Origin of the sequence: Aeromonas sp. sif2433, from assembly GCF_019218705.1 — a bacterium.
Lineage (GTDB): Bacteria > Pseudomonadota > Gammaproteobacteria > Enterobacterales > Aeromonadaceae > Aeromonas > Aeromonas encheleia.
The window spans coordinates 135,356-160,937 of sequence record NZ_JAHUXD010000003.1 but is presented as its reverse complement, the minus strand read 5'-3'; the positions used below and the strand labels follow the sequence as shown (position 1 = coordinate 160,937).

Genomic DNA, 25,582 nt, shown 5'->3' with positions numbered 1-25,582 from the left:
TGCTTAACGATTGCGAGAGGGCAGGCGGATGACCGGGGCCTGCGGCTCGTGATGATGGTGTTCACCGTCACAGTGGTGATGGTGGGTATAGACCGCCAGCACCTCCTGCTCCGGGCGCCCGAACAGGCGGGCAAATTCGGGGTGGCGGGCCACGCTTTCCGGCTCGCCGTGGCAGCAGATGTGGCGATTGAGGCAGATCACCTCATGGGTGCTGGCCATTACCAGATGCAGGTCGTGGGAGACCATCAGCACGGCGCAGTTGAGCTCGGCCGCCAGTTGACCGATCAGGGCATAGAGCTCGATCTGGCCGCTGATGTCCACCCCCTGCACCGGCTCGTCCAGCACCAGCAGCTCGGGCTTGACCAGCAGGGCGCGGGCCAGCAGCACCCGTTGCATCTCACCACCGGAGAGTTTCTGCATCCGGTTGTCCAGCAGATCCTGGGCGCCGACCCGATTCAGTGCCTCGTCGATGGAGAGGCGGCCATTCTTGCCAAGCTGCAGGAAGCGGCGCACCGTCAGCGGCAGGGTGGGATCCAGGTAGAGGCGCTGTGGCACATAGCCGACCCGCAGATCGCGGCGCCGGATGATCTTGCCGGAATCCGGGTTGAGCAGGCCCAGCACCAGCTTGCTCAGGGTGCTCTTGCCCGCGCCATTGGGGCCGACCAGGGTGGTGATTTTGCCTTTATTCAGGGTAAAGGAGACCTTGTCGAGCACGGATCGTCCGTCAAACGCGAGACAGACCTCTTTCAGCTCCACCAGTTGGGTCATGACAGCTCCGGGGTTTACAGCCAGTGAGAGTTATAATATAACAATAACGTTGGTTTGTTATATTATCACACACTCACTTCCTGACGAGATCTCTATGCGAATTCTTACCCTGATCACCGCCCTGCTGGCGGTGAGTCTGCCTGTTCGTGCCCTCGAGGTACTGACCACCATCAAACCGCTCGGTTTCATTGCCGCTGCCATCACCGACGGCGTGAGTGAGCCCAAGGTGCTATTGCCGACCGGCGCCTCCCCCCACGACTTCGCCCTGCGCCCTTCCGACATTCGCAGCATCAACGAGGCCGGTCTGGTGGTGTGGGTCGGCCCCGAGCTGGAAGGCTTCATGGCCAAGCCGCTGGCCAAGCATCCCCATGTGCTGACCCTGACCCGGGTCGAGGGCATGCCGCTGTTCGACTACAGCAAGCAGGCCGGGCATGAGGAGCCGGCCGATGAGGAGCATGAAGGCCATGATCATGACGGGCACGAGGGGCACCATCACGAAGGGGTGGATCCCCATATCTGGCTGGGACCAACCCAGGCGCTGGTGATCGCCAGGGCGATGAGCGAGACGCTGAGCGCCCGGGATCCGGGCAATGCGGAGCGCTATCGCGCCAACCTGCTGGCCTTCCAGGCCAAGGTCGATGCCAAGGACAAGGTCATCGCCGGGCAGATGAAGGCGGTGAACCAGAAGGGCTATTTCGTGTTCCACGAAGCCTATGGTTACTGGGAGCGCCACTACGGCATGAGCTCCAAGGGACACTTCACCGTGAGTCCGGAGCGTCGCCCCGGCGCCAAGACCCTGGTGGAGATCCGCAAGGCACTGGAGGAGAAGCAGGCGAGCTGCATCTATGCCGAGCCGCAATTCTCACCGGCGGTGATCGAATCGGTCGCCCGCAACACCGGCGCCAAGGTGTTGCTGCTGGATGAGGTCGGTGAGCAGGTGCCGCTCGGACCGGATGGTTACCCGCAGTTCATGCAGCAGCTGGCCGACGCCTTCGCCCAGTGCCGCTAAAGGTGGCTGCCGCGTCGATGCCCTAGTCAGGCCTGACTATACTGACCTCCAGCGCATGACACGGAGCGTCTCGTATGAAATGGCTCGTCCCCGCCTGCACATTGGCACTGGCATGTGCCCCTGTGCAGGCCTCCCAACTGTCCAATTACGTCGCCAGCCCGGATCTCAAGACCAAGCTGCAGGCGGTCTATGGCGGCAAGGTGTTGCAGCGGGCGGAGGCGTTTTCTCGATTGCTCACCCCCAGGGCCGGCACGACGGATCAGCAGAAGCTGGAGCTGGTGAACAACTACTTCAACAACCTGACCTTCAGCGATGATCCCAGGCTGTGGGGGGAGGAGGATTACTGGGCCAACCCGCTGGAGTTTATCGGGGCCCGGGGTGGGGATTGTGAGGATTACAGCATCTCCAAGTACTATACCCTGATGGAGCTGGGGGTTGACGAGCAGAAGCTGCGGCTGGCCTATGTCAAGGCGGTCCGGTACAACCAGTTTCACATGGTGACGCTCTACTTCTCGACCACCAAGTCCGACCCTCTGGTGCTGGACAACATCAATGGCCGCATCCTGCCCGGTAGCCAGCGCAACGATCTGCAACCCGTCTACAGCTTCGATGCCAAAAGCATCTGGGTCATGAAGTCACGGCGTGAGGGCACCCTGGCGGGGAGCGCCGATCGCCTGACTCAGTGGACCTCGATGCAGAGCCGGTTCTCCAGCGAGCACCTGCGTACCCCCCGCCGCCAGCTATAGCTTGCCGGCCGTTTTCAACTCCTCGAAATACTTTGTCGCCCCCGGATGCTGCTCGATGCTCAGCACCGGGCCTATCTTGTTGCGCGCCTTGTGGAACAGGTTGGCGTAGCCGTAGGTCTGCTCGTTGAAGCTGGTCTGCTGGCTCAGCATGGCCCTGGTCAGGCGATACACGTCGGCATCCGTGGTGCTGGCGTTGGTGACCAGGGTGGCGGCGATGGCGAAAGTGGGGGTGGCCTTCAGGTTGCCAGGATAGATGCGGGCAGGCACCTGGCTACGCTGGTAATACTTCACCCCCTTCAACAGTTGATCCCGCACCGGCCCATCGATGGGCAGAAAGTGGATGGCGCAACGCTTGGCCGTCTCCAGCACGATCCGGTTCGGGTGCCCCATCACCAGCCCATAGGCATCGATCTGCTTGCTGCACAGCGCCTCGGCCAGATTGGCCACGCTCTTCAGATCCAGATCCTGCTCCTTTGCACCCAGAGCAGAAAATAGCGCCAGCGCCGTCTGGCGCGTGCCCGAGTGTTTCAGCCCCATGTCGATGGGGGCCAGCTTGAGCTGGTCCAGCTTGCTGATGTCGCCATCGGCCCGCACCACCAGGGTGAAAGGCTCTGCATGGGTGGCAAACAGAGCCCTCAGTTCAGGCTGGGGGAGTTTGCTGAAGGGGCCGGTGCCGTGGCTGGCCTGATAGAGCCAGTCTGACTGCACTATGGCGTAGGGGATCCCCCCCGCCTGCAACAGGCGAAGATTCTCGATGGAGCCCGAGCTGGCCTGCAGTCTGCATTTCAGATCCGGGTCGCTCTTGCCTGCCAGGCGGCAGAACTCCTTGATGACCTGGTAATAGATGCCTTGTTCCCCCCCGGTCCCTATGGCCACGGTGGTGGCCTGCAAGGAGGGCAGCCACAGCAGGGCGAGTAACGGCAGAGTGGGTCTCATGATGCCTCCTGGCTGGCATAACCATCTATGCCCCAGTTGCGTAGTGTATTGATGTCATTGATTTCGCTGGCTTCTGCTAACAGGGTATAGCCGGACGCATGCAGGCACTGGGAGAGCAGATTCCAGTAGAGCGGGGCCTGGGTCAGCTGACAACTGATGAACACCGGATTGATGGGATCGAGTCTGGTCAGGTTGTCGTTGTTCATGGGCACATTGCTGAACGCCATCTCGATCCCCTGGGCCTGCAGGGCCGTCAGGCGCTCCTCGGCAAGGGGCGGGAAGAGGGCGAGATCCCAACGCCAGTCCAGGGTCTTGCCCTTGCCGCTGGCCAGAGACGAAGAAAACTGTGCCCAGTCAGGATGATTGAGCAGGCTGAGGGGGAGCTGCAGCCCCTCCGCCTTCTGTGCCAGCCAATGGTTGAGCAGGGCCCGGATCTCGTCCGGTGAGCTGTCGACGGTCGGTGGCCGCTGGGGGAGCAGCCGGCTATACAGCCTGATCTCCCCCTGGGTGGAGATGAAGTGTTGCAGATACATGCCGCTTGCTGTCTCTGTCAGGGCCATCAGTTTCTGGCTGATGTGGGGCTCGTGCTGTTTGCCAAGCTGGGTGATCTTGAGCCGCTGCTGGAGCAGATCCCGCTTGCGTTCGGAGACCAGCTGGTTGATCGACACCACGACCTCCTGCAGTTCCTGCAGCCAGGGGGTGGGCAGGTTGCCACTGAAGCGGCGCTGACGAACCTGCATCAGCTGCAGGCTGACCTGTTCGAGGGGGCGCAGCAGGCGGGTGCATACCCACTGGATTATGAGGATCAGGACCACCAGGCCGGACAGCAAGGCCAGCCCGGTGCGGCTGATGGCATTCCACAGGTGTTGGTAGGCATAGCCTTCGTGACCCTCGAGGGTGAGGGTGCCGAGGATGCGCCAGCCATCGGTGAGCTCCTGCTCGATCTTGACCGGCGGCATGTGGACGACGGCCGGCAGCCAGCTGGGAATATTTTGCTGGGCCGTGTGGAAGACTTTCTGGAACAGCAGCTGGCCATCGGGATCCAGCAGCGTGACCGAGCTGACGAAGCCCCCGTCGAACATGGCATTGACTATGGTTTCCGCCAGCACCTTGTCGTCGTTGAGCAGGGTACCTTGCAGCACCAGGCCGAGGGCGGTGATGGCCGTCTCCAGGTTGGCCGACATCTGATCGAGGATGGATTGCCGTACCGTGGTGATCTCCAGCATGAGCAGCAGGATGGCACCCAGGGTGAACAGGATCAGGATGATTACATTTAACAATCTTGCTAATGACATACCCACTCCGTGGCAATTTTTTCGCAACATCTTGTTGCTTAGGGGCAATAACAACCGGGCCCGGGTCTTAAAAATAGAAAAAAATGACTAAAAGCGGCGATGATTTCTGCCCATGACAGGAAGTTATGCATAAAATGTGAGGTTCATGCGTATTGCTATGAACTTTTTGTGAGTAATTAGGTCTAAAACCCAGATATTCGGTTTTCATAAGAAAAAAACATAAAAACAGACCCCTTACTACCACCCTTAGATCTAATGACAGGATAGCGGATGAAACGTCTCCGTCCCTTGGTAGCACAGGCTGCCAACTGGGAACCCCCGGTTCCCCGCAAACATTTTTATGCCATGTTATTGCTCACGGCCATGACGCTGTCAGCGGTAGCGGTATTGCCAGCCCCGGGTGACATCCTGGAGCGGCCATTGCGTCTGGAGTTGCCGATCGCCACTACTGGCACCGCAACCAACGAAGACAACACCGACTTCAACGATATCCCGGATCACGAGCTGGTAGAGGCCGCGACACCGGAGGATGACATTCCGGCCGATGCGACGCCCCAGTGGCAGGATTACCGGGTGCGCAACGGTGAAAACCTGACCACCATCTTCAACAATCTGGGGCTCTCGACCACCACCCTCTACAAGGTGCTGGATGCGGATGCCAAGAACAATCTGGCCCGCCTCAAGCCTGGCCAGACCATAGAGTTGCTGATCGATCAGGACAACATACTGCAGCAGCTGAAGATCCGCTTGAACATCAAGCAGACCCTGGTGCTGGAGCGCACCGACGACAGCTACAGCGCCAACATGCTCAATGAAGAGGTACAGTGGCAGCAGAAGAGCTATGACGGCGTCATCAACGGCAGCTTCTATGTCAGCGCCCGCAATGCGGGGATCCCGGCGAACCATATCCAGAAGATTGCCAACCTGTTCCAGTGGCGGCTGAATTTCGCCAAGGATCTGCAAAAGGGTGACAAGTTCAAGGTGCTGGTCCGTCAGGAGACTGTCGAGGGCAAGAGTACGGGCAACACCCAGCTGCTGGGAGTGGAAGTGTTCAGCCAGGGCAAGGCGGTATCGGCCTGGCTGTCGGAAGATGGCAATTATTATGACGGTCAGGCGAACAGCCTGGAGCGCGGCTTCCGTCGTTATCCGACTCACAGCCGCTACCGGGTCAGCTCCAGCTTCAACCCGAACCGGCGCCACCCGATCACCGGCCAGGTTCGTCCGCATGAGGGCACCGACTTCGCCCTGCCGGTCGGCACGCCCGTCATGGCTACCGGGGATGGCGTGGTGCTCAAGGCGACCCGCCACCCGCTGGCTGGTACCTATGTGGTCATCAAGCACGGTCGCACCCTGATGACGCGCTATCTGCACCTGAGCAAGCTGCTGGTGAAACCCGGTCAGCGGGTGAAGATGGGTGACAAGATCGCGCTCTCCGGCAACACCGGGCGCTCCACCGGTGCTCACCTGCATTATGAGGTGCGGATCAACAACCGCCCGGTCGATGCCATGAAGGTCAAGCTGCCGATGGCAGAACCCCTCAGCGGCAAGGACAAGCGCCAGTTCCTCGCCAAGGTGAAGGGCTATCGCAAGGAGATGGCAGCGGGCTGAGCCCGGTTTCATCCCGGCCATGAAAAAGGCCCCGCCAGTCTGGCGGGGCCTTTTCGTTGGGACCGGCGTCGTACTCAGTAGCCCTTGTCGAAGTCGATCCGTCCATCCAGCTGCTGACCATCGATGAAGCGAATGTAGTTGCGCACGAAGATCTGGGCCACATCCTCCGGGAAGCTGTAGGCGCTGTTGTGCGGGGTGATGATCAGATTGGGCTGGTGCCAGAGCGGGCTGTCGGTGGGCAGGGGTTCCTGCTCGAACACATCCAGTACCGCCATGGCGAGCTTGCCACCGCGCAGCGCCTCCAGCAGATCGCCTTCGTGGATGGCACTGCCCCGGCCGACGTTGAACAGGATGGCGTCCGGCTTGCAGTGCGCGAAGCGGGCCGCGGTGAACAGGTGACGCGTCTCGCGGGTCGAGGGCAGGACGCTGACGATGATGTCGGACTGGGCCAGCATCTTGTTGAGGGCTGGCAGCTGATAAACCTGATCGAAGCCGGCGCGCTCGTGGCCACTGTGGCTGATGCCGAGCACCTTCATGCCGAAGTGCTTGGCGGTGTTGGCGATATGCTGGCCTATGCTGCCGGTGCCCAGGATCAGCATGGTGCGTCCCTTGAGCCCCTGATAGGGATGGCTCTGCCACAGTCGCTGCTGCTGCTGCTCGCGATAGCGCGGCAGCTGGCGCGACAGGCTGAGCAGCTGGCCGAACACGTACTCGCTCATCAGCGGGCCGAAGATGCCGCGCACATTGGTCAGCTGATAGTCGCGGCGGCAGCTGGTGTCCAGCAGTACATCGACCCCGGCATAGGTGGACTGCATCCAGCTCAGCTTGTCGGCCTTGGCCAGCAGCGGCTTGGCCCGCGCCGGTTCGGCCATCAGGATGTGGGCCTCGCCGATCATCTTCTCGGCATCGCTCTGGTTGTCGGCCCGCAGTATGTGCAGATGGGGAAGGCGGGCGGCCTTGAGCAGGCGCTCATAGTGGTTGTTGTCCTGGCTGAGCAGAAGCAGGGTACGTTGGCTCATACTCTTGTTCCTTATCATGTTTACGGCACGGCGGAGGAGGTACTGTCCTCATCTTACCCGAGTTGATCGGGCAAGATAGCCGACCAGGCCGCTTTTTCGTTTTCGCAGGGCCCCTCGTGGGCTACAATCTGCCCCACATTTTGCAAAGGATCCGACTCCAGTGTTTGGTGACAAGTTTTATAAGCGACTGGCCGAGCTACAGCCTTGGCAACAGACCGTCTACACCCTGGCGCTGGCAGAGCGCATGTACCCCAACTATGCGCTGTTCAGCCAGGCCGCCGGTTTCGGTGATGCGAAGGCATTCCGCAACGCGCTGGATCAGATGTGGAACTATCTCACCGTGAAGGGATCCCGCGTCAATCTGGGCGCCATTCTGGAGGCGTTTGAAGTCTATATCCCGGAACCCAGCAAGTTCGAATCCTATGGCGCCTATCCGGCGCTGGATGCCTGTGTGGCACTGGGCTGCGCCTACAACTCGGTGATCTGCCGGGTCGGCGAGGAAGCCGAAGATGCCAGCCATGCCTCGGTGGGCACAGTGGCCGGTTTCATCGAGATGCTGGAAGAGCGCGAGCTGACCGATGAGGAACTCTACGAGCACGAGTACATCGAGGCCGAGCTGGAGTTTCAGGTCGAGCTGCTCAAGCGGGTGGCCCATGAGCGCGACAGCGATCGCATCCTGGCGATCCGCACCTTCGCGGCTCAGGACGGCGTCTCCAACATCGGCATCAGCCTGGAAGAGTGACCCCGCCACGGGTGCTGTAGAAAAAGCCCCATGCAAAAAAGCTCCCGTTCGGGAGCTTTTTTTATGCCTGCTACTCGGTGAGCGGTCTGACGCTTAGCACAGGTGCGGCATCGATCTCGTGGGCATTCATCATCGACGAGATCCGCTGCAGGGAGGAGAGCAGCAGGCTCTGCTCCCAGGTTTCCAGCGCCTGGAAGCGCTGGATGAAACTCTCCTGCAGCGGGGTGGGGGCCTGCGCCAGCAGGGCGCGACCCGCGTCAGTCAGTGTCGCATGCACCTTGCGCTTGTCGGTTTCGCTGCGAATGCGCTGCACCAGCTGGCGGCTCTCGAGCCGATCCATGATGGTGGTCGCGGTGGCCTGACTCATGTTGGTGTGATCGGCCAGTTGGCGCATGGAGATCTGCCCCAGCTCGTTGATCCCCTTGAGCAGCAGGAGCTGCGGCGAGGTCAGCCCGGCTTCCTTGATCAAGCGCTTGGAGTGCATGTCGATGGCACGGATGATCTGGCGCAATGCGACCAGCACTTCATCATGTTTTTCCATGGGGTTTGAGTCATTGCGGAGCAGTTGAGAGGCGCAAAATTCTCCGCCTAATTCGTCACAAGGTCAATATGGTTTTTGGTCTAATGATTTCTGCTCTAATGATTTTTGTGTTAGGTTATCGGGTAATTTCCGAATTATAACCCGATTTTGAGGAACGAAATGATGAGCAACGATCTGGATATCAAGTCGCTGGTTGCCGATCTCCGGGTGGTCAGAGTACGTTATGAACTGCCGGATACCTCGGCTTTCGTGCGTTATCAGCCCGCCTATGATGAAGACCCCAACAACCTGAAAGTGCACCACTATGATGGCGAGCTGCCGCTCTCCTACAGCGACACAGGTGCTTTCAGTCTAAAGGAGTTGGTGAACGAAATACGCTATGCCTATGTGCTGGTGCACCTGTTCCCCGACGAGAGCGCCATGAACTTCTACCTGACCGGCCTCGACACCGGCCTGGCCCAGCTCGAGTTCATCGGTGGCTCCTACGACTTCAACCGGCTCTGGATCACCAGTGGCATCTCCAATCTGGGCGTGCCCATGGCCATCTTCCTCGGCAAACGCCACGCGGTGAACGGCCAGCCTTCGGTCACCCTGGTGGATCACCGTGCCCGGGCGGCGGGCCAGATGGTCTATCGCGCCATCGGTGGTGCGGGCGAGCACGTGGGCGAAGATTTTTTCAACAATGACTAAGGAGGCCCGATGAGAGCAACCAAAGGGCTACTGAAAGGCCTCAACCCCACCATGGCCATGACGGCCCTCACCGTCGTGACCCTGTTTCTGCTGTTTGGCGTGTTCGTTCCCGAGACGGCCGCCGCCTGGTTCGTCGGTGCCAAGGATCAGATCATCGCCGGCTTCAAGTGGTACTACATTCTGGTCGTCGCCCTGTTTCTGTTCTTCGCCGTCTATCTGATGTTCAGCCGTTTCGGCAGCATCCGGCTGGGCGACGACGACCAGGTACCGGAGTTCGGCTACTTCGCCTGGTTCTCCATGCTGTTCAGCGCCGGCATGGGCATAGGTCTGGTGTTCTGGAGCATCGCCGAGCCCATGAATCACCTGCAGGGCAATCCCTTCATCACCGAGGGGATGACGCCGGAGGCGGCCCAGGTCGCGATGCGCCTCACCTTCTTCCACTGGGGTCTGCACCCCTGGGCCATCTATGTGATCGTCGGCCTGTCGCTGGCCTTCTTCAGCTATCGTCGCAAGCTGCCGCTGGCCATCCGTTCGGTGCTCTATCCCATCCTGGGTGAACGGATCTACGGCTTCTGGGGCCATGCCGCCGACGTGCTGGCGGTGTTCGGCACCGTATTCGGGGTGGCGACCTCCCTCGGCCTCGGCGTCTCCCAGATGAACACCGGCCTCAACCAGATGTTCGGCATGGGGGTCTCGCAGAGCAACCAGCTCTGGCTCATCGGCGGCATCAGCCTGATCGCCACCCTGTCGGCGGTCTCCGGGGTGGGGCGCGGGGTCAAGCTGCTCTCCGAGCTCAACATCTGGCTCAGCGTGTTCGTGCTCGCTCTCTTCCTGGTGCTGGGTCCGACCACCTACATCCTCAACGCCTATGTGCAGAACATCGGTGACTACCTGCAGAACATCGTCAAGCTGAGCTTCTGGACCAACACCGAGGCCAACGGCACTTCGGCCTGGCAATCGAGCTGGACCGCCTTCTACTGGGGCTGGTGGATAGCCTGGGCTCCCTTCGTCGGCATGTTCATCGCCCGCATCTCCAAGGGCCGCACCATCCGTGAGTTCGTGCTCGGCGTGCTGCTGGTGCCCTCCCTGCTCGGCATGTTCTGGCTCACCGTGTTTGGCGGTACCGCCATGAACCTGGAGCTGTTCGGTGGCGGCGGCGTGGTGGCGGCGGTCAACCAGGACGTGACCCTGGCGCTCTACCAGACGGTGGAGCTGTTGCACTGGGACACCTTCGGCTGGATCGCCAAGGGGGTGCTGACCCTGCTGATCTGCACCTACTTCATCACCTCCAGTGACTCGGGCACGCTGGTCATCACCACCCTGCTCTCCATCGGCGATCAGGAGCCTCCCGTGCTGCACCGCGCCATCTGGGGGCTGGGTCAGGGGCTGGTAGCCGCCATCCTGCTGGTGTCCGGTGGACTGGCGGCCCTGCAGGCGGCCAGCATCATAGCCGCGCTGCCGTTTTCGTTGATCATGCTGGCCATGTGTTATTCGCTGATGCTGGGCCTCAAGCAGGAGAGCCAGCACCAGTTCGAATACCGGCAGAACCTCAAGCGCCACGACAGCTCCTCCCACATGAGCCTGCTGGATCGCATAGGTCCGGCCTGATGCTCCAGGGCAAGGAGTGCAATGAAAAAGGGGAACCGCGAGGTTCCCCTTTTTTGTCTGTGGCGTCGGCCGGACGGGTTACAGCAGCTGCTTGAGGCGATAGAGCAGATCCAGCGCCTGGCGGGGGCTCAGCTCGTCGGGCCGCACGGCCGCCAGCTCGTCCACCACCGGATGGGGCTGGGTGATCACGGGCATAGGCCGCGCGCCGCTTGAGGCCTGGCTGGCATGGACCGGGGTCGCGCTCTCCAGCTCCGCCAGCTTGTGGCGGGCCTGGCTTATCACCGATTTGGGCACCCCAGCCAGCGCCGCCACCTGCAGGCCGTAGGAGCGGCTGGCCGCCCCCTCCTGCACCGCGTGCATGAAGGCGATGGTATCGCCGTGTTCAACCGCGTCCAGATGGACGTTGGCCAGGCCATCCATCAACTCCGGTAGGCGGGTCAGCTCGAAGTAGTGGGTGGCAAACAGGGTGTAGGCGCCGATCTTGCTCGCCAGCTGTTCGGCGCAGGCCCAGGCCAGCGACAGACCGTCGTAGGTGCTGGTGCCGCGGCCGATCTCGTCCATCAGCACCAGGCTGCGGGCGGTGGCGTTGTTGAGGATGTTGGCGGTCTCGGTCATCTCCACCATGAAGGTGGATCGACCGGAGGCGAGATCATCCGACGCCCCTATGCGGGTGAAGATGCGATCGATGGGGCCGATGCGGGCGCTGTCGGCGGGCACGAAGGCCCCGATATGGGCCAGCAGCACTATGAGGGCGGTCTGGCGCATATAGGTGGACTTACCGCCCATGTTGGGGCCTGTGATGATCAGCATGCGCCGTGCCCGATCGAGCCGGATCGGGTTGGCGATGAAGGGATCGCTCATCACCTGCTCCACCACCGGATGGCGGCCCGCCTCGATCAGGATCTGCTCCTCGTCGATGAGCTGCGGGCAGCGATAGTCCAGGGTCTCGGCCCGCTCCGCCAGGTTGGCGAGCACATCCAGCTCGGCCAGGGCGGCGGCGGATTCCTGCAGATCGCCGAGGTGAGGCAGCAGGTTGTCGAGCAGTTCCTCGTACAGCCGCTTCTCCAGCGCCAGCGCCTGGGCCTGGGCGGTGAGCACCTTGTCCTCGTATTTTTTCAGCTCGTCGATGATGTAGCGTTCGTTGTTCTTCAGGGTCTGGCGACGGATGTAGTGGGCCGGTACCAGCTGGCTGTTGGCGCGGCTCACCTCGATATAGAAGCCGTGTACCCTGTTGTAACCCACCTTGAGGGTGTTGATGCCGGTCAGCAGCCGCTCGCGCTCCTCGATGCGGGCCAGGCTGGCGGTGGCGCCGTTGGCCAGATCCCGCAGCTCGTCCAGCTCCTGGTTGAAGCCGTCGCGGATCACGCCGCCATCGCGGATCAGCACCGGCGGCACCTCCATCACCGACCTTTCCAGCAGATCGAGCAGCTCGGGGAAGGTGCTGGCCCGCTCGGCCAGCTGTTGCACCGCCTCGTGCTGGCTGTCGGCCAGCTGGCGTTGCAGCTCGGGCAATTGCTGGAAGGCCTGGCGCAGACGGGTGAGGTCGCGCGGGCGGGCCGAGCGCAGGGCGAGGCGGGCCAGCACCCGCTCCACGTCGCCGACCTGGCGCAGCAGGCTGCCGAGATCGTCATAGAGGTTCTGTTCGATCAGGCTCTGGATGGTGCTCTGGCGCCCCTTGAGGATCACCCGATCGCGGATCGGCTGGTGGATCCAGCGCTTGAGCAGGCGGCTGCCCATGGGGGTGGCGGTGCGATCCAGCACCTCGGCCAGGGTATTCTCATAGCCTCCCGCCAGGTTCTGGGTCAGCTCCAGGTTGCGGCGGGTGGCGGCATCCATGATGACCGCGTGATCCGGCTGCTCGAGGCGCACGCCGCGAATGTGGGGCAGGGCGGTGCGCTGGGTGTCTTTCACGTACTGCATCAGGCAGCCGGCGGCGCAGAGCGCGGTCTCGCTCTGCTCGACCCCGAAGCCCACCAGATCCTGGGTGCCGAACTGCTGGCACAGCAGCTTGCGGGCGGTGCCGAGCTCGAACTCCCACTCGGGACGACGGCGCAGGCCGCGGCGGCCCTCGACGTGGCGCAGGAACTCGAAGGATTCCGGGTAGAGCAGCTCGGCCGGATTGGTGCGTTGCAGCTCCGCCAGTAACGTCTCTTCCTTGTCGAACTGGTTGATGAAGAAGCGGCCCGAGCCGATGTCCATGGTGCCGTAGCCGAAACGGCGGCCGTCGTGGTAGACGGCGGCGATCAGGTTGTCCTGGCGCTCGGAGAGCAGCGCCTCATCGGAGACGGTGCCCGGGGTAATGATGCGGACGACCCTGCGTTCCACCGGCCCCTTGCTGGTGGCGGGATCCCCCACCTGTTCGCAGATGGCGGCGGACTCGCCGAGCTGCACCAGCTTGGCCAGGTAACCCTCGATGGCGTGATAGGGCACCCCCGCCATGGGGATGGGGCTGCCCGCCGACTGGCCGCGTTTGGTCAGGGAGATGTCGAGCAGTTGGGAGGCCTTGCGGGCATCGTCATAGAAGAGTTCGTAGAAGTCGCCCATCCGGTAGAACAGCAGGATCTCGGGATTCTCGGCCTTGAGGCCAAGGTACTGCTGCATCATGGGAGTATGGGCGCTCAGGTTGGCGCCGGTGGCTTGGTGCTGTGCTGTCATGTTCTATTCCAGAGGGTGCTCTTGCGGGCAAGCGTCTGCCGTAATGGGTCTGAATCTGGCGGCCATTCTACATGCTCAGGGCCGGATGGTGGGGAGTTATCTCTGTCTTTGGGGCGTCTGTGTCGTGCGGGAGGGAGGGGGTAAAGAGGGCTGGAGTTGATGGTGCGGTCCACCGGGAATCAGGGGGCTTGCCTTTATGGGTATCTTGCCGGATCGGCGATTGCGGGTGGAAATGGGGTGGGCAAAATCCCCGCCATCAGCGCGGGGATTGTGGTCAGAGCGTCAGGATGAGCCCTTAGTACATGGCCTCGCCGCCACTCAGCATCTCGTGCAGCTTGGTTTTCTGCTCGGCGGTCAGCACCTTGCTCACTTCGAACAGGTAATGGGCGCGATAGTAGCGGGCTTCGGCCTGCACGCTGCTGATGGTCTGCAGCTGTTTCTTGGCGGCGGCCTCGTCCCACTTGCCGGTCTTGATCATGTTGACGATGACGTCCTGACCGATGGCGTCGAGCTTGACCGAGCTCATGTTCTTGACTGCCTGCTCACGCAGACCCTTGATCTGTTCCACTTGTGCGGAGGAGAGGTTCAGCTCCTGTGCCAGAGTGGTCTCGCTCTGCAGCTCGGGGGCGCTTTCGGCGGCGATGGTATTGGTGGCAAAACAGATCGCCAGGGCAGCCATGGCGACTTTAAATTGATGCTTCATCTATTTTCTCCATTGGAACCGCGCTCATGGCGGTGCTTGCTGATTATAGGAAGCCCCCATGTACTGAAGCTTAAGCGATGACAACTTGTTGATGTGCTAGCCGTTATGCGCAAATCCTGCGACAGCTGCTGTCCCTGGTCTGAACCGGTCGCCACGGGGGAGCTGGTTGGTTGCTCGGGGTCCGGGGCGATCGCATAATGAAGCCGGGTTTGGCCAAAGAGGGCATTGATGATGGGGCTTGAGACAGAGATCGCCCGCTTATCCCGGGAGCTGGGCGAGGCGCTGACGGCGCGGGGCTGGCTGGCCGCCACGGCGGAGTCTTGCACCGGCGGCGGCGTCGCCACCGCCATCACCGACATCGCGGGCAGCTCAGGCTGGTTCGATCGGGGGTTCGTCACCTACACCAATGAGGCCAAGCAGCAGATGCTGGGGGTCAGCATCGACAACCTGCTGCGCCACGGTGCCGTCAGCGAGGCCGTGGTGCTGGAGATGGCCAGGGGCGCGCTGGCGCGCTCCGACGCGGGGATCAGCGTCGCCATCAGCGGCATCGCCGGGCCGGGTGGCGGCAGCGACGACAAGCCGGTTGGCACCATCTGGTTCGCCTGGGCGGACAAGAGCGGGCGTCAGCACTCCTTGCTGGCCCGCTTCGACGGCGACCGGCGCCAGGTTCGCCAGCAGGCGGTCAGGCAGGCATTGTCCGGGCTGTTGGCCCTGCTCAGATAAATTGGGCTTGATACTGTATGAATAGACAGTATACTTAGCCCGACTTCACTTCTTCATCACGATTCCCAGCGGAGATTGGCATGGATCAGAACAAACAGAAGGCACTGGCGGCTGCGCTGGGCCAGATTGAAAAGCAGTTCGGCAAGGGTTCAATCATGCGTCTTGGCGACAGCAAGACCATGGACATCGAAGCCATCTCCACCGGTTCCCTCTCCCTGGACGTGGCGCTGGGCATCGGCGGCCTGCCGTGTGGTCGTATCGTCGAGATCTACGGTCCGGAATCATCTGGTAAGACTACCCTGACTCTGCAGGTGATCGCAGAAGCCCAGAAGAAAGGCAAGGTCTGTGCCTTCATCGATGCGGAACACGCGCTGGATCCCATCTATGCCGCCAAGCTGGGCGTCAACGTCGATGATCTGCTGATCTCCCAGCCGGATACCGGTGAACAGGCGCTGGAGATCTGCGACATGCTGGTGCGCTCCAACGCGGTCGACGTCATCATCGTCGACTCCGTGGCCGCCCTGACGCCGAAGGCGGAAATTGAAGGTGAGATGGGGGATTCCCACGTCGGTCTGCAGGCACGCCTGATGTCCCAGGCGCTGCGCAAGCTGACCGCCAACATCAAGAACGCGAACTGCCTCTGTATCTTCATCAACCAGATCCGGATGAAGATTGGCGTCATGTTCGGCAGCCCCGAGACCACCACGGGTGGTAACGCGCTCAAGTTCTACGCCTCAGTGCGTCTCGACATTCGTCGCATCGGCGCCATCAAGGACGGTGATGAGGTGGTCGGTAACGAGACCCGCGTCAAGGTAGTCAAGAACAAGGTGGCCCCTCCCTTCAAGCAGGCCGAGTTCCAGATCTTCTACGGTGTCGGTATCTCCAAGGAGGGCGAGCTGGTGGATCTGGGCGTCAAGCACAAGCTGATCGACAAGGCCGGTGCCTGGTACAGCTACAACGGCGAGAAGATCGGTCAGGGCAAGGCCAACGTGATGAAGCTCTTCTCCGAGAACAAGGCGATGGCGGCCGAGGTCGAAGCCAGACTGCGTGAGCTGCTGCTCTCCGGTGATGTGCCGGCCGAGAAGCCGGTGGCGGCTGACGCTGACGAGCTCGAAGCCGAAAGCGAACAAGAGTTCGAATAACAGGAAGGCCGGGCTAACCCCCGGCCTTGTCATTTATGGCTGATGAATCGATTCCCGAACCCGTCGAACCCTCGTTTGAGGAGCTGTTCGCCGCGGCCCGTGCCTTTGCCATGCGCAGCCTGGCTCGCCGCGAGAGTGCCGAGTCCGAGCTGGCCGGCCGGCTGCGCAGGCAGGGCTTCAACGAAGAGGTGATAGACGCTGTGCTCGACTATTGCCGCGGCTACCACTGGATCGATGACGAACGCTATGGCGCCATGGCGGTGCGGGCCGGTGCCACCAAGGGGCAGGGCCCCATCAAGATCCGCTTCGATCTGCGCCGCAAGGGGCTCAGCGATGCCCAGATAGAGACCGCATTCGAGCAGCCTGAACTGGACTGGTTCGAATTGGCATCCGAGCTGCTGCAACGTCGGGCCAGGGCGAGCGATCTGGGCGACTTCAAGTTGCGGATGAAGTGGCTAAAGTATCTGCTCGGGCGAGGCTTCAATCAGGGTCAGGCCCGTCATGCCATCTCGGCCATGCAGGAGCAGGGCGAGTAACGACCCGGTTCATACCGGCCACTTATTGCCTGACTGGTCTGAGCGCAATAGGGGCGATCAGTTGGCCGAATGGAGGATGCTCCAAACAAGATCCCCGGCGGTGCCTGCCGATTTAGCCCGGCGCTGGTGGGCCCTAGCGCCACAAACGACACCTTTCCGCCTCTCGTTCTTCTTCCTGCAGAATGTATCCATTCTCCTGCTAATCTGAGAGTCCGTCCGCGATGCGTGCTTTTTCACCCATGGCGGGCCTGCGCGTTTTACTTTACCCCGCAGAAAACTTACATTAATGCGGTTAAAAGTCCGTATTCGAATCAAGCAGGATTTCCCATGTATATGTCCACGTCAGAGTTGCGCTCAGCGTTTCTCGAGTATTTCCGCTCCCAGGGGCACCAGGTTGTCTCCTCCAGCTCGCTGGTGCCGCATAACGACCCGACCCTGCTGTTCACCAACGCAGGTATGAACCAGTTCAAGGATACCTTCCTTGGCGCCGACAAGCGTGCCTATAACCGGGCCACCACGGCCCAGCGTTGCGTGCGGGCCGGCGGTAAGCACAATGACCTGGAAAACGTCGGCTATACCGCTCGTCACCACACCTTCTTCGAGATGCTGGGTAACTTCAGCTTCGGTGACTATTTCAAGCAGGACGCCATCCGTTTTGCCTGGGAATTCCTGACCGGGACCCTCAAGCTGCCCAAAGAGCGCCTGCTGGTCACCGTGTATGAAACGGATGATGAAGCCTTCAACATCTGGGCAAACGAAGTGGGCGTGCCAGTCGAGCGCATCGTACGCATCGGCGACAACAAGGGCGCCCCCTTTGCCTCCGATAACTTCTGGCAGATGGGCGATACCGGTCCGTGCGGCCCCTGCACCGAGATCTTCTATGACCACGGCGATCACCTCTGGGGTGGCCCTCCCGGCTCACCGGAAGAGGACGGCGACCGTTTCATCGAGATCTGGAACGTGGTGTTCATGCAGTTCAACCGTCAGGCCGACGGCACCATGGAACCGCTGCCTCGTCCGTCAGTGGATACCGGCATGGGTCTGGAGCGCATCTCCGCCATCATGCAGGGCGTCCACTCCAACTACGAGATCGACATCTTCCAGGCGCTGATCAAGAAGGCGGCCGAGATCGTCGGCACCACAGATCTGAGCAATCAGTCCCTGCGCGTCATCGCCGACCACATCCGCTCCTGCGCCTTCCTGGTGGCAGACGGTGTCATGCCCTCCAACGAGGGTCGTGGCTATGTGCTGCGCCGTATCATCCGCCGCGCCGTGCGTCACGGCCGCAAGCTGGGTGCCACCGAGGTGTTCTTCTACAAGCTGGCCGCCGAGCTCGCGGTGCAGATGAAGGACGTAGGCCCTGAACTCATCGCCCAGCTGCCGCTGGTCGAGCGCGTGTTGCGCATCGAGGAAGAGCAGTTCGTCCGCACTCTGGATCGCGGCTTGCTGTTGCTGGAGGACGTGCTGGCGAACCTGGGTGATGCCAAGGTCATCCCGGGCGAGGTGGTGTTCAAGTTGTATGACACCTACGGCTTCCCGGCGGACTTGACCGCCGATGTGGTGCGCGAGCGCGAGATCGGCATCGACGAAGAAGGTTTCCGTGTCGAGATGGAGAAGCAGCGCGCCCGTGCGAAAGAGGCCTCCAGCTTCGGTGTGAACTACAACGAGGTGTTGAAACTCGATTTCGAGACCCCATTTACCGGTTACAAGCAGCTGAGCCAAACGACTCAGGTGGTCGGCATCTACAAGGATGCTATTGAAGTGAGCGGCCTGATCGCCGGTGAAGAAGCCGTGATCGTGCTGGCCGAGACCCCCTTCTACGCCGAATCCGGCGGCCAGGTGGGTGACAGCGGCATCCTCAAGGTGGATGACGGCATCTTCGCCGTGACCGACACCCAGAAAGCGGGCAAGGCCATCATTCACAAGGGCTATCTGGAGCTGGGTACCCTGGAGAAGGGGGCCGTGGTGGAAGCCGTGGTCGATGGGGAGCGCCGCCAGGCCGTGGCCCTGAACCACTCGGTCACCCACCTGCTGCACGCAGCCCTGCGCCAGGCGCTGGGTGATCACGTGACCCAGAAGGGCTCGCTGGTCGGGGCCGATCGCATGCGCTTCGACTTCTCCCACTTCGAAGGCCTGACCATGGCGACCATTCGCCGGGTTGAGGAGCTGGTCAACGCCCAGATCCGTGCCAACCACGATGTCGTCACCCAGGTGATGGATCTGGAAGCGGCCAAGTCCGCCGGCGCCATGGCGCTGTTTGGCGAGAAATATGAAGACGATGTGCGGGTCGTGCGCATGGGTGACTACTCCACCGAGCTGTGTGGCGGTACTCACGCCAAGCGTACCGGTGACATCGGCTTCTTCAAGATCATCGCCGAGAGCGGTGTCGCCGCCGGGGTGCGCCGCATCGAGGCGGTGACCGGCAAGGGCGCCATCGACTTCATGCACCAGCTGGCAGAGCAGTTTGAAGAAGCCGCGGCCCTGGTGAAAGGGGATCAGTTCTCCATCGGCAGCAAGGTGCGCCAGCTGCTGGACAAGTCCAGGATGATGGAACGCGAGCTGGAGCAGCTCAAGGCCAAGCTGGCCGCTCAGGCCGGCAGCGACCTGCTGAGCCAGGTGGTCGAGATCAAGGGTCAGAAGGTGCTGATCGCCGCACTGGACGGGGCCGATCCCAAGTCCCTGCGCGGCATGCTGGACGAGCTGAAGAACCGGATGAAGTCCGGTGTCGTGCTGCTGGCGACCAGCAGCGATGACAAGGTCAACCTGATCGCCGGTGTGACCAACGATCTGACCGCCAAGGTGAAGGCCGGCGAGCTGGTCAACCTGGTAGCCCAGCAGGTGGGCGGCAAGGGCGGTGGTCGTCCCGACATGGCCCAGGCGGGGGGAACCCAGCCAGAAGCCGTGCCGGCGGCGCTGCAATCCGTTCACTCCTGGTTGGAAGAGCGCCTGTAAACGGGCGAGGTGATCTGTGGCACTTTATGTACAGAAGTACGGCGGCACCTCGGTCGGCACGCTGGAGCGGATCGAGGCGGTGGCTGAGCGGGTTCAGCTGAGCCGAGCCCAAGGACACGATGTGGTGGTGGTGGTGTCCGCCATGTCGGGCGAAACCAACCGGTTGCTGGGCATGGCCCAGCAACTGGATCCTGATGCCAATCGGCGCGAGATGGATGTGCTGGTCTCCACCGGTGAGCAGGTCACCATAGCGCTGCTGGCAATCGCGTTGAACAAACGGGGTTGTGCTGCGGTCTCAATGACCGGTGATCAGGTGCGTATCCACACCGATTCCGCCTATGGCAAGGCCAGGATCAGCCACATAGATACCGAGCAGGTTCAGTCTGCACTGAGCGCGGGCAAGGTGGTGGTGATCGCCGGTTTCCAGGGCCGCGATGAGCACAACGCCATCACGACCCTGGGGCGTGGCGGTTCGGATACCACGGCGGTGGCGGTCGCGGCGGCCATCAAGGCCGATGAATGCCAGATCTTTACCGATGTGGATGGGGTCTATACCACTGATCCGCGCATCGAGCCCAAGGCCAGGCGCCTTTCCACCATCACCTTCGAGGAGATGCTGGAGATGGCGAGCCTGGGGGCCAAGGTGCTGCAGATCCGTTCGGTGGAGTTCGCGGGCAAGTACCGCGTGCCACTGCGGGTGCTGTCGAGTTTTGTCGACGGAGAGGGAACCTTGATCACATATGGAGATGAGAGGATGGAAGCACCCCTGGTATCCGGCATCGCGTTCAATCGCAATGAGGCCAGCCTGACCATTCTGGGTGTGCCGGACAGGCCCACCGTGGCGGCGCAGATCCTCAATCCGATCAGCGATGCCAACATTGATGTCGACATGATAGTGCAGAACACCCTGGGGGATGGCACCGCCGATTTTACCTTCACGGTGAATCGGGATGACTATCGCCGGGCCCGTGCGCTGCTGGAGGAGACCGCCACCGAGCTGGGGGCCGCCTGCGTGCAGGGCAACGGGGAGATCGCCAAGGTCTCCATCGTTGGGGTCGGCATGTGGAATCACCCCGGCGTCGCTCGCACCATGTTTAAGGTATTGGGCGAGGAGGGGATCAACATGCAGTTGATTTCCACCTCTGAAATCAAGATATCCGTAGTGATTGACGAGAAGTACCTGGAGCTGGCGGTGCGCGCGTTGCACTCCGCTTTCGGGCTGGATAATGAGCCTCATGAGCAGCCCTTGGGGAACAATCCCTGATTGATTTAGTTTCAACCATTTACCATATCGGTATCTTTGTAAGATAATGTCGCATATCGATATAAATACAAAACAGGATACAGGAGCAAGCGAATGCTTATTTTGACTCGTCGTGTAGGGGAAACCCTGATGATTGGTGACGAAGTGACTGTCACCGTACTGGGCGTTAAAGGCAATCAGGTTCGTATCGGTGTGAACGCACCGAAAGAGGTCTCCGTGCACCGCGAAGAGATCTACATGCGGATACAGGCCGAGAAAGTCCCGGGCCAACCGAATTTCTAAGCCGCATCGATAGCTGCTTTTAAGGCGACACTTGCTGTGTCGCCTTTTGTTTTTCTGGCCCGGCAGAATGGGCCCGCAGGGGGCGGAACTACAGGGTAAGTACCGATATTGTTTGAATATTCCACTCTTTGGCCAAATGCTGAGCGAACGCTCTGTTTTCTCCAAAAAAGTGTTTGACTAAAAATCCCTGTGAAGTATTATCAGCCCCGCAAACGGAGAGGTGGCCGAGAGGCTGAAGGCGCTCCCCTGCTAAGGGAGTATGCGGCTTATACCCGCATCGGGGGTTCGAATCCCCCCTTCTCCGCCATTTGCGCCCGTAGCTCAGCTGGATAGAGTACCTGGCTACGAACCAGGTGGTCGGAGGTTCGAATCCTCCCGGGCGCACCATATTACGACTCAAGCAAGAGTCATGTGTTGACCATCAGCAAGTCGACACTTTAGAAAAGGCTTACTGATAAGTAGGCTTTTTTTATCGTTTTAAATCAGGGCGCCCGTAGCTCAGCTGGATAGAGTACCTGGCTACGAACCAGGTGGTCGGAGGTTCGAATCCTCCCGGGCGCACCATTTAAAGTGAAATCAAAGATTTATGAGCGCCCGTAGCTCAGCTGGATAGAGTACCTGGCTACGAACCAGGTGGTCAGAGGTTCGAATCCTCTCGGGCGCACCATTTTGAAAGCAGTGTCAAAAGTTTGTGAGCGCCCGTAGCTCAGCTGGATAGAGTACCTGGCTACGAACCAGGTGGTCGGAGGTTCGAATCCTCCCGGGCGCACCATTTTGAAAGCAGTGTTAACAGTTAATGAGCGCCCGTAGCTCAGCTGGATAGAGTACCTGGCTACGAACCAGGTGGTCGGAGGTTCGAATCCTCCCGGGCGCACCATACAGACAGCCTCGACTTCGGTCGGGGCTGTTTTTTTATGGGCCGCAGCCGGATGACGATATGCCTGCGCCGTGCTCGCACTCGGCGCCGCCTCTGTCAGGGTGCCGGCATGTCCCGTTCTAAGGCCTTATCCCCTGCGCTATCGTCTCATAGCGCCTCCGCCGCCCAGTCATGGTATGGCGTCAGCCAAGTGCCCTGGCTGCGCCCAGAGCGTGCCGGCACGCCTGGCGTCATCGACCCCGTGCCCGTCAGCGGGCAATAAAAAAGGATGCCAAGGCATCCTTTTTTATTTCTGGTGAGGCGATCAGCTCTTGAGCCACTTGCGAATGCGGTTGGCATCCCCGATCGGGGTGCGCTTGCCCACCGAGTTGAGCAGCACTATGGCGAGCTCCTGGCGGTCCGGCTTGGCGCGCATCAGCAGGCAGCGGCCCGCCTCGTCGGTGAAACCGGTCTTGGAGAGGCGTACGTCCCAATCCGGATTCTTCACCAGCGGGTTGGTGTTGTTGAACATCAGGCTGTAGGCCGGGGCCATGAACCGCATCTCCATGTTGCTGTCCTGGGTGAACTGGCGGATCAGCGGCTGGCGATAGGCCGCCGAGATGAGCCTGGCCAGATCCTGGGCGGTGGAGACGTTGCGGGTCGACAGGCCGGTGGAGTCATAGAAGCGGCTGTTGCGCATGCCGAGCTGTTTGGCCTTGTTGTTCATGGCGCGGATGAAGGCCGAGCGGCCACCCGGGTAGTGACGGGCCAGGGCCGAGGCCATGCGGTTCTCTGAGGACATCAGCGCCAGGTGCAGGGCATCGCGGCGGGTCACCTTGGTGCCGAAACGCACCCGGGAATAGGTGTGCTTGATGTTGTCCCTGTCGTTCTGATCGACGGTCAGGGTCTGGCTCAGGCTCTGACGGGCATCCAGCACCACCAGGGCGGTCATCAGCTTGGTGAGGGAGGCGATGGGACGCACCCGGGTGGCATTCTTCTGATAGAGCGTCTTGCCCGTGTTGACGTCCATCACCAGAGCACTGCCCGATTGCAACTTCAGATTGGCCGGGTTGGGCGCCGCCAGGGCCGCAGGCAATCCGAGCAATCCAGCCAACCCACACAGCAGCGCAATTGCGCGAATTCGACACCCCATACAACCGACTCCATCCACAGCGAAAAAAGGCGCTAGATTCACTCATTTTTGCCCTTGCTTTACAAGAGCGGCGGCGAGGAATTCGTCATTATTTCCATAAAAAAGGGCCGCCCCTGGCGACCCTGATGATTTGTCTCAGCCTTTGCCTCAATCCCGGGAGGCGGGGGCCTTGCGTTTGCTCAGCCAGCGCCAGATCAGCGCGATGAGTCCGCCGACCAGCAGCACCAGCGGCAGGCAGAGGATGATGCTGAGGAACTGGGACTCATACTGTGCGGCCAGCTTGGTGTGGCTCAGGTAATAACCCAGCCCGACCAGGGGGCAGATCCACATGATGGAGCTGATCAGGTTGACGATGAGGAAGCGCCCCTGCGGTATCTCGTTGGCGCCGACGATGTAGGGATAGGCGGTGCGCACGAAGGCGATGTAGCGGGCGGTGATGAGGGTGATGATGCCGTACTTGTTGAGCAGGTAGTGCACCTTCTCCTTGTGTTTGTCGTCCAGGTGGGACATCAGCCTGTGGTACATCTGGGTATGGCCGAGAAAGCGCCCCTGCATGTAGCCGCACCAGGTGCCGACGAAGGTAGCCATGATCAGCAGCGGAATGACCGCCAGTGGCAGCACGCCCTGATAGATGAGCACGCCGGTCAGGATCAGCAGGGTGTCGCCGGGCAGGAAGGCGGTCGGGATGAAGCCATTCTCCAACACCAGGAAGGTCAGCAGGACGATATAGACCATGAAGACCATCTTGGGATCGGACAGGGTCGCCAGATCCTGATTAATGAAGGCGTGAGCCAGGTGGTAAAACTGCTCCATACGTGCAAACTCCGCAGATTAGCTGGGTTGGTCGGTCAAGGGCATGGCAAGCACCTTGTCGATGCGCAGGCCGTCCATATCTACAATTTCCAGTTGCCACTGTTCCAGGGTGACCAGGTCTCCGGTCCGGGGAAGGCGACCAAGGAGCAGCATGATAAGCCCTCCAAGGGTGTGATAGTGATGTTTTTCTTCTTCCGGCAAGCGGACCAGCTCCAGACAATCTTTCAGCTCCGGCAGGGGGATGAGGCCATCCAGCAGCCAGCTGCCGTCGGCGCGCTGGAATGCCCAGTTATCCTCACCATCCTCCTGCTGGAAGTCACCGGCCAGGGTCTCCAGCAGATCCTGCTGGGTGACCAGCCCCTGCAGCTCGCCATACTCGTCCACCACCAGCACCATGTGTTCGGAGTGGGCGCGGAAGTGATTGAGCAGCTCGAGGCCGTTGAGGGTCTCCGGCAGCAGGCTGCCATCCTGGGTGAGGGCCGCCAGATCGATGGGCTCCCCCTTGATGTAGGCGTGCAGCACCTTGTTGACGTTGAGGATGCCCACCAGATCCGACAGGCTGCCGTCACAGACCGGGAAGAAGCTGTGGCGATACTCCACCAGTCGCTGCAGGTTGGTCTCCAGTGGCAAGGAGAGATCCAGATAGCGGATGTCGCTGCGTGGCACCATCAGGGAGGCCAGGCTGCGCTCGTCGAGACGAAACACATTCCGTAACATAGTGTGTTCCTGATCCTCGATGATGCCAGCCTCGGAGCCTTCCACCAGCATGGCGTGGATCTCCTCCTGGGTGACGTTGTTGCTGTTGTTCTGATCGACCCGCAGGATGCGCAGGCTGGCATGGGTCGAGGCCGACAGCAACCAGACGAAGGGGCGGGTCAGGGTCGCCAGCCACTGCATGGGGCGGGCCACCAGGCAGGCGATGCGTTCGGCATTGAGCTGGCCGAGGCGCTTGGGGACCAGCTCCCCCACCACTATGGAGAGGTAGGTGACCAGCACCACCACGATGACAGTGGCGAGCAGGCTGCTGCTCTTGGCGGAGAGGCCCCACTCTTGCAGCCATTGTGCGAAGGGTTGTGCCAGCAGGGATTCACCGTAGATACCGTTGAGCAGGCCGATGCTGGTGATGCCTATCTGGACGGCAGAGAGGAAATGGGTCGGATTCTCGCCCAGTTTGAGCGCAATGGCGGCGGAGCGGCTGCCTTCGCTTGCCATCTTGCTGAGGCGGGCCTTGCGCGCGGTGACGATGGCGATTTCCGACATGGCGAAGACGCCATTGAGCAAAATCAATCCGAGCAGGATCAATATTTCCATACTGCGACAGCACTCCAAATAGAAAAGATCGCTGGCAGTGTAATGAATTTACGGGCGATGCGCTTGTGAAAGCGGGTGACTGGGCTCGCTAATTTTTCAATTGCGTGGGGCAGAAAAGCGGCCTTGCCGGGCGCTGGACAACCGAGAGCCGCCATCCTCTGGAGGCTGCGGCCTGGTGGGACCGGCGGTGAGCCAATAAAAAAGCCCCCGATAAACGGGGGCTTGTCGCG

Annotated in this window: 22 protein-coding genes and 6 tRNA genes; 18 read left to right on the top strand and 10 right to left on the bottom strand. The window is 61.1% G+C overall.

Going from position 1 to position 25,582, the window contains the following annotated elements; all coding sequences use genetic code 11:
• Window positions 1–3 precede the first annotated feature (3 nt).
• Window positions 4–768 (bottom strand): zinc ABC transporter ATP-binding protein ZnuC, encoded by a 765-nt coding sequence (znuC, locus tag KW825_RS06145; protein WP_042652035.1) that lies wholly within the window; start codon window positions 766–768, stop codon window positions 4–6.
• 94 nt (window positions 769–862) lie between these two features.
• Between znuC and znuA the strand changes: the two genes are divergently transcribed.
• Together znuA and KW825_RS06135 are read left to right on the top strand one after the other, a co-directional pair.
• Window positions 863–1,777 (top strand): zinc ABC transporter substrate-binding protein ZnuA, encoded by a 915-nt coding sequence (znuA, locus tag KW825_RS06140; RefSeq protein ID WP_218328637.1) that lies wholly within the window; start codon window positions 863–865, stop codon window positions 1,775–1,777.
• A 74-nt stretch (window positions 1,778–1,851) separates the two neighbouring features.
• Window positions 1,852–2,523 (top strand): transglutaminase-like cysteine peptidase, encoded by a 672-nt coding sequence (locus KW825_RS06135; protein ID WP_042652037.1) that lies wholly within the window; start codon window positions 1,852–1,854, stop codon window positions 2,521–2,523.
• Here the strand turns inward: KW825_RS06135 and KW825_RS06130 are convergent.
• Both KW825_RS06130 and KW825_RS06125 read right to left on the bottom strand, forming a co-directional pair.
• Window positions 2,518–3,459, bottom strand: coding sequence for a TAXI family TRAP transporter solute-binding subunit (locus tag KW825_RS06130; RefSeq protein WP_218328636.1), 942 nt, complete (start codon window positions 3,457–3,459; stop codon window positions 2,518–2,520). The genes KW825_RS06135 and KW825_RS06130 overlap by 6 nt on opposite strands.
• On the bottom strand, window positions 3,456–4,754 hold the full coding sequence (locus KW825_RS06125) for a LapD/MoxY N-terminal periplasmic domain-containing protein (RefSeq protein ID WP_218328635.1): 1,299 nt from the start codon (window positions 4,752–4,754) through the stop codon (window positions 3,456–3,458). The genes KW825_RS06130 and KW825_RS06125 overlap by 4 nt, the downstream gene beginning before the upstream one ends.
• Window positions 4,755–5,024: 270 nt before the next feature.
• Between KW825_RS06125 and mepM the strand changes: the two genes are divergently transcribed.
• A complete protein-coding gene (gene mepM, locus KW825_RS06120) occupies window positions 5,025–6,362 on the top strand; it encodes a murein DD-endopeptidase MepM (protein WP_218328634.1) in 1,338 nt (445 codons plus the stop codon).
• 74 nt (window positions 6,363–6,436) lie between these two features.
• On the opposite strand, the gene KW825_RS06115 is transcribed toward mepM, so the two are convergent.
• Entirely contained in the window at window positions 6,437–7,381 is a 945-nt protein-coding gene (locus KW825_RS06115) for a D-2-hydroxyacid dehydrogenase (RefSeq protein WP_218328633.1), read from the bottom strand.
• 160 nt (window positions 7,382–7,541) lie between these two features.
• Between KW825_RS06115 and KW825_RS06110 the strand changes: the two genes are divergently transcribed.
• The gene (locus tag KW825_RS06110; RefSeq protein WP_042652042.1) at window positions 7,542–8,123 is read left to right on the top strand and encodes a YjaG family protein; all 582 of its coding nucleotides are present in this window, start codon (window positions 7,542–7,544) and stop codon (window positions 8,121–8,123) included.
• 70 nt (window positions 8,124–8,193) lie between these two features.
• Here the strand turns inward: KW825_RS06110 and KW825_RS06105 are convergent, their stop codons facing one another.
• On the bottom strand, window positions 8,194–8,664 hold the full coding sequence (locus tag KW825_RS06105; RefSeq protein WP_042652043.1) for a MarR family winged helix-turn-helix transcriptional regulator: 471 nt from the start codon (window positions 8,662–8,664) through the stop codon (window positions 8,194–8,196).
• 162 nt (window positions 8,665–8,826) lie between these two features.
• Between KW825_RS06105 and KW825_RS06100 the strand changes: the two genes are divergently transcribed.
• Together KW825_RS06100 and KW825_RS06095 are read left to right on the top strand one after the other, a co-directional pair.
• Window positions 8,827–9,354 (top strand): hypothetical protein, encoded by a 528-nt coding sequence (locus KW825_RS06100; protein ID WP_218328632.1) that lies wholly within the window; start codon window positions 8,827–8,829, stop codon window positions 9,352–9,354.
• A 9-nt stretch (window positions 9,355–9,363) separates the two neighbouring features.
• The gene (locus KW825_RS06095; RefSeq protein ID WP_042652044.1) at window positions 9,364–10,962 is read left to right on the top strand and encodes a BCCT family transporter; all 1,599 of its coding nucleotides are present in this window, start codon (window positions 9,364–9,366) and stop codon (window positions 10,960–10,962) included.
• Window positions 10,963–11,040: 78 nt separating this feature from the next.
• Here the strand turns inward: KW825_RS06095 and mutS are convergent, their stop codons facing one another.
• Entirely contained in the window at window positions 11,041–13,617 is a 2,577-nt protein-coding gene (gene mutS / locus KW825_RS06090; protein WP_218328631.1) for a DNA mismatch repair protein MutS, read from the bottom strand.
• A gap of 295 nt (window positions 13,618–13,912) precedes the next feature.
• Window positions 13,913–14,320, bottom strand: coding sequence for a Spy/CpxP family protein refolding chaperone (locus KW825_RS06085; protein ID WP_232018896.1), 408 nt, complete (start codon window positions 14,318–14,320; stop codon window positions 13,913–13,915).
• 231 nt (window positions 14,321–14,551) lie between these two features.
• Between KW825_RS06085 and pncC the strand changes: the two genes are divergently transcribed.
• The 12 genes from pncC (at window position 14,552) to KW825_RS06025 (ending at window position 22,096) form a co-directional block, all read left to right on the top strand.
• Entirely contained in the window at window positions 14,552–15,043 is a 492-nt protein-coding gene (pncC, locus tag KW825_RS06080) for a nicotinamide-nucleotide amidase (RefSeq protein WP_042652195.1), read from the top strand.
• An 80-nt stretch (window positions 15,044–15,123) separates the two neighbouring features.
• Entirely contained in the window at window positions 15,124–16,185 is a 1,062-nt protein-coding gene (gene recA, locus KW825_RS06075; RefSeq protein WP_042652046.1) for a recombinase RecA, read from the top strand.
• 35 nt (window positions 16,186–16,220) lie between these two features.
• Window positions 16,221–16,721: a regulatory protein RecX gene (locus KW825_RS06070; protein ID WP_218328630.1), complete on the top strand. Its 501-nt coding sequence runs from the start codon at window positions 16,221–16,223 to the stop codon at window positions 16,719–16,721.
• A gap of 327 nt (window positions 16,722–17,048) precedes the next feature.
• Entirely contained in the window at window positions 17,049–19,673 is a 2,625-nt protein-coding gene (gene alaS / locus KW825_RS06065) for an alanine--tRNA ligase (RefSeq protein WP_042652048.1), read from the top strand.
• Between the two features lie 16 nt (window positions 19,674–19,689).
• The gene (locus tag KW825_RS06060) at window positions 19,690–20,937 is read left to right on the top strand and encodes an aspartate kinase (RefSeq protein WP_042652049.1); all 1,248 of its coding nucleotides are present in this window, start codon (window positions 19,690–19,692) and stop codon (window positions 20,935–20,937) included.
• 93 nt (window positions 20,938–21,030) lie between these two features.
• Window positions 21,031–21,219 (top strand): carbon storage regulator CsrA, encoded by a 189-nt coding sequence (gene csrA, locus KW825_RS06055; protein WP_005315760.1) that lies wholly within the window; start codon window positions 21,031–21,033, stop codon window positions 21,217–21,219.
• Between the two features lie 214 nt (window positions 21,220–21,433).
• A tRNA-Ser gene (locus KW825_RS06050) sits at window positions 21,434–21,526 on the top strand.
• Window positions 21,527–21,529: 3 nt separating this feature from the next.
• A tRNA-Arg gene (locus tag KW825_RS06045) sits at window positions 21,530–21,606 on the top strand.
• A gap of 100 nt (window positions 21,607–21,706) precedes the next feature.
• Window positions 21,707–21,783: transfer RNA gene (locus tag KW825_RS06040), tRNA-Arg, on the top strand.
• A 26-nt stretch (window positions 21,784–21,809) separates the two neighbouring features.
• Window positions 21,810–21,886: transfer RNA gene (locus KW825_RS06035), tRNA-Arg, on the top strand.
• A gap of 28 nt (window positions 21,887–21,914) precedes the next feature.
• Window positions 21,915–21,991 (top strand) — tRNA-Arg (locus KW825_RS06030).
• A gap of 28 nt (window positions 21,992–22,019) precedes the next feature.
• Window positions 22,020–22,096: transfer RNA gene (locus KW825_RS06025), tRNA-Arg, on the top strand.
• Window positions 22,097–22,400: 304 nt separating this feature from the next.
• On the opposite strand, the gene pbpG is transcribed toward KW825_RS06025, so the two are convergent.
• The 3 genes from pbpG to KW825_RS06010 all read right to left on the bottom strand — a co-directional run bounded on the left by pbpG (window position 22,401) and on the right by KW825_RS06010 (window position 25,352).
• The gene (pbpG, locus tag KW825_RS06020) at window positions 22,401–23,228 is read right to left on the bottom strand and encodes a D-alanyl-D-alanine endopeptidase (protein ID WP_218328629.1); all 828 of its coding nucleotides are present in this window, start codon (window positions 23,226–23,228) and stop codon (window positions 22,401–22,403) included.
• Window positions 23,229–23,375: 147 nt separating this feature from the next.
• Entirely contained in the window at window positions 23,376–24,041 is a 666-nt protein-coding gene (locus KW825_RS06015) for a DedA family protein (RefSeq protein WP_042652051.1), read from the bottom strand.
• A gap of 18 nt (window positions 24,042–24,059) precedes the next feature.
• Window positions 24,060–25,352, bottom strand: a complete 1,293-nt coding sequence (locus KW825_RS06010; protein WP_042652052.1) for a hemolysin family protein — start codon at window positions 25,350–25,352, stop codon at window positions 24,060–24,062.
• Window positions 25,353–25,582 lie beyond the last annotated feature (230 nt).